Annotated in this window: 1 protein-coding gene; it reads left to right on the forward strand. The window is 30.5% G+C overall.

The genetic code is table 11. The annotated features are described in order from the left end of the window. Positions 1 to 1,796 (forward strand): non-ribosomal peptide synthetase (locus tag ACEN2I_RS19875; RefSeq protein ID WP_441767816.1); only part of this gene is annotated, 1,796 nt, incomplete at both ends.

Below are 1,796 nucleotides of genomic sequence, written 5' to 3' on the forward strand. Positions count from 1 at the left end.
TTGTGCTTCGTTTAGAAGGTGCACTGGAGGTGTCCATACTGGAGCAAACACTGCAGGAGATTGTTTCGCGTCATGAGATATTGCGTACTGTAATTAAGTCAAATGAAGGTGTTGGTTATCAGGAGGTAATTTCACCATTATCATGGCAACTAGATCAAGTTACAATAAATGTAGAATCTAATTTAGATGATATGTTAGATAGTTATCATATGAGTCCCTTTGATTTATCAAAGGATTATATGTTAAGAAGTTGTTTATATGATTTAGGAAACGATCAGTATGTATTAGCTTGTATATTTCATCATATAGCCAGCGATGGATGGTCTGGAGATATACTAGTAAATGAATTTATGGAATTTTACAGTTCAATGATTCAGGGTCGGGTTCCAAGTTTACCCTTAGTGCCCATCCAGTATGGAGATTATGCAATTTGGCAACGTAGGTATATCTCAGGAGAACTTTTAGAATCTCAGTTAGTGTATTGGGATAATCAACTGAAGGGAGTAGTACCATTGTTGTTACCTACAGATTATGTGCGCCCATCTATTCAGAGTAGATCAGGAGCGATTATATCATTTAAGTTAGGTCAAGCGCAAAAAGTATCATTAGATTTAATTAGTAAAGAGCAAAGTGTTACGCTGTTTATGCTATTATTGAGTTCTTTTAAAGTTTTGTTATATAAATATAGTGGGCAAGAAGATATCTGTGTGGGGACACCTATAGCGAATAGGACACAGTTAGAATTAGAAGGATTAATAGGCTTTTTTGTTAATAATTTAACAATACGCACTAAGATAAATGGTAAAAGCTCATTCAGAAGTTTATTGAAAAGCGTAAAAAGCACAACTTTAGAGAGTTATGATTATCAATTAGCTCCATTTGAAAAAGTGGTAGACAGAGTTATGACTAGGCGAGATAATAGTATGAGTCCTTTATTTCAAGTTAAATTTTTATTAAGTAATGTAATTAAATCTAAAGAAACAGATTTACCAAAATTGACTATAAACACGTATGAAAGACAGCATGTCAATTCTATCTTAGATCTTTCATTTAATGCTACAGAAACAGAAGAAGAAATATTAATTGATGTTGAATATTGTACAAGTTTATTTAGAAAAGAAACAATTGAGTGTATGATTATTCATTTTAAAGAAATTATTACTAGTTTAATTAAAAATATAGATGAACCAATAAATACTCTTGAAATGTTATCAGTTAAAGAAAAACAGCAAATGCTGTTTAAATTTAATGAGACAAATTTTGTTTACCCAAAAAATAAGAATATAGTTGATTTATTTCAGGATCAGGTTAAGAAGACCCCAACTAAAATAGCTGTAGTATGTGAAGATAAAGTATTAAGTTATAAAGAACTTGATGAACAATCTAATTGTTTAGCATTTTATTTGAAGAATAGCTGTCAATTAAAATCAGAAGACATAGTTGGAGTAATGATGGACCGTAGTATATGGTCTATTGTTTCCATACTAGGAATTATGAAATCAGGAATGTGTTATTTGCCGATTGATAAAGAATATCCAGATGAACGAAAATCATTTATTATTGAGGATGCCAATGTAAAAATGTTAATTATAAATTCAGAGAGCTTGTTCGAAGTAACGGACTATGATACAAAGATATTTTTAATAGATATAGAGTTTGAAACCCTATCGAAAGAAGTTTCAAAATCATATTTAAGTAATTTTATTGTCAATTCTTCAAATTTAGCATATATAATTTATACATCAGGAACAACAGGTAAACCAAAAGGAGTTATGATAGAGCATGGTTCTATTGTC

Origin of the sequence: Flavobacterium sp. W22_SRS_FK3 (assembly GCF_052113665.1) — a bacterium.
GTDB lineage: Bacteria > Bacteroidota > Bacteroidia > Flavobacteriales > Flavobacteriaceae > Flavobacterium.